This window comes from Burkholderia sp. COPS (assembly GCF_019425585.1).
Taxonomy (GTDB): Bacteria; Pseudomonadota; Gammaproteobacteria; order Burkholderiales; family Burkholderiaceae; genus Burkholderia; species Burkholderia cepacia.
On the sequence record NZ_WIXR01000028.1, the window covers coordinates 1 to 1874 of the forward strand.

Genomic DNA, 1874 nt, shown 5'->3' on the forward strand with positions numbered 1-1874 from the left:
GCTGAGAAACACGAAGTTCCTCGCAGATTGCTCTTTAAAAATTAACAGCCGATAAGTGTGGGCGCTTGATGGAAGCGAGCTGATCCTCGGATCAGATAGCAAAAGTATCAAGAGTCTCACACTAAAGTAAGTCAGGTTTATGAAGCAATTCATATTCCTGTCAGCTTTGAGTGAGCGACCGGTTCTTAACTGAACCGAAAACAGTAACAGGTTTAAACTGAAGAGTTTGATCCTGGCTCAGATTGAACGCTGGCGGCATGCCTTACACATGCAAGTCGAACGGCAGCACGGGTGCTTGCACCTGGTGGCGAGTGGCGAACGGGTGAGTAATACATCGGAACATGTCCTGTAGTGGGGGATAGCCCGGCGAAAGCCGGATTAATACCGCATACGATCTACGGATGAAAGCGGGGGACCTTCGGGCCTCGCGCTATAGGGTTGGCCGATGGCTGATTAGCTAGTTGGTGGGGTAAAGGCCTACCAAGGCGACGATCAGTAGCTGGTCTGAGAGGACGACCAGCCACACTGGGACTGAGACACGGCCCAGACTCCTACGGGAGGCAGCAGTGGGGAATTTTGGACAATGGGCGAAAGCCTGATCCAGCAATGCCGCGTGTGTGAAGAAGGCCTTCGGGTTGTAAAGCACTTTTGTCCGGAAAGAAATCCTTGGCTCTAATACAGCCGGGGGATGACGGTACCGGAAGAATAAGCACCGGCTAACTACGTGCCAGCAGCCGCGGTAATACGTAGGGTGCAAGCGTTAATCGGAATTACTGGGCGTAAAGCGTGCGCAGGCGGTTTGCTAAGACCGATGTGAAATCCCCGGGCTCAACCTGGGAACTGCATTGGTGACTGGCAGGCTAGAGTATGGCAGAGGGGGGTAGAATTCCACGTGTAGCAGTGAAATGCGTAGAGATGTGGAGGAATACCGATGGCGAAGGCAGCCCCCTGGGCCAATACTGACGCTCATGCACGAAAGCGTGGGGAGCAAACAGGATTAGATACCCTGGTAGTCCACGCCCTAAACGATGTCAACTAGTTGTTGGGGATTCATTTCCTTAGTAACGTAGCTAACGCGTGAAGTTGACCGCCTGGGGAGTACGGTCGCAAGATTAAAACTCAAAGGAATTGACGGGGACCCGCACAAGCGGTGGATGATGTGGATTAATTCGATGCAACGCGAAAAACCTTACCTACCCTTGACATGGTCGGAATCCCGCTGAGAGGTGGGAGTGCTCGAAAGAGAACCGGCGCACAGGTGCTGCATGGCTGTCGTCAGCTCGTGTCGTGAGATGTTGGGTTAAGTCCCGCAACGAGCGCAACCCTTGTCCTTAGTTGCTACGCAAGAGCACTCTAAGGAGACTGCCGGTGACAAACCGGAGGAAGGTGGGGATGACGTCAAGTCCTCATGGCCCTTATGGGTAGGGCTTCACACGTCATACAATGGTCGGAACAGAGGGTTGCCAACCCGCGAGGGGGAGCTAATCCCAGAAAACCGATCGTAGTCCGGATTGCACTCTGCAACTCGAGTGCATGAAGCTGGAATCGCTAGTAATCGCGGATCAGCATGCCGCGGTGAATACGTTCCCGGGTCTTGTACACACCGCCCGTCACACCATGGGAGTGGGTTTTACCAGAAGTGGCTAGTCTAACCGCAAGGAGGACGGTCACCACGGTAGGATTCATGACTGGGGTGAAGTCGTAACAAGGTAGCCGTATCGGAAGGTGCGGCTGGATCACCTCCTTTCCAGAGCTTCTCGCAAAGTTGAGCGCTCACGCTTATCGGCTGTAAATTAAAGACAGACTCAGGGGTCTGCGGTATAAACCGGTTATAATGCCGGCCGCTTTCAATAATCTTCAATGACAAACATTCG

1 rRNA gene is annotated in these 1874 nt (G+C 53.1%); it reads left to right on the top strand.

From position 1 onward, the window contains the following. Window positions 1–214 precede the first annotated feature (214 nt). Window positions 215–1747: ribosomal RNA gene (locus FOZ70_RS24185) — 16S ribosomal RNA — on the top strand. Window positions 1748–1874 lie beyond the last annotated feature (127 nt).